Source organism: Streptococcus oralis, assembly GCF_003943825.1.
In the GTDB taxonomy this organism is placed as follows: Bacteria; Bacillota; Bacilli; order Lactobacillales; family Streptococcaceae; genus Streptococcus; species Streptococcus oralis_CD.
On the sequence record NZ_RJNJ01000114.1, the window covers coordinates 1 to 563 of the forward strand.

The following is a 563-nucleotide window of genomic DNA, read 5'->3' on the forward strand; positions in this document are numbered from 1 at the left end:
GATACGGCCATTAACCCTGGTAACTCTGGTGGTCCTCTTGTAAATATTCAAGGACAAGTAATTGGTATTACATCAAGTAAGATTGCAAGTAATGGTGGAACATCTGTAGAAGGTCTTGGTTTTGCAATTCCTTCAAACGATGTACAAAATATCATTAAACAGCTTGAAAGTGATGGTAAAGTGACTCGTCCTGCTCTTGGAATCCAAATGGTCAATCTGTCCAACGTTGGAGCTAATGATCTTAGAAAACTAAACATTCCAAGTGGCCTCACCTCAGGTGTAGTTGTTCGATCTGTTCAAAGTAACATGCCTGCAAATGGACATCTTCAAAAATACGATGTCATTACTAAAGTTGATGACAAAGAGATTACTTCATCAACAGACTTACAACATGCTCTTTACAACCATGCTATTGGAGACACTATAAAAATAACCTACTACCGTAATGGTAAAGAGGAAACAACCTCTATAAAACTAGATAAGAATTCTGGTGATTTGGAACGTTAATTGACATCAGTGTAAAGAAAACTTTACAGAAAGTAAAAGATATGTTAGTGTAGAAT

Annotated in this window: 1 protein-coding gene; it reads left to right on the forward strand. The window is 36.2% G+C overall.

Annotation, left to right across the window (positions count from 1 at the left end; translation table 11 throughout):
• A partial coding sequence (locus D8863_RS10895; protein ID WP_142999503.1) for a S1C family serine protease occupies positions 1-507 on the forward strand: 507 nt, incomplete at its 5' end.
• Positions 508-563: the final 56 nt, after the last annotated feature.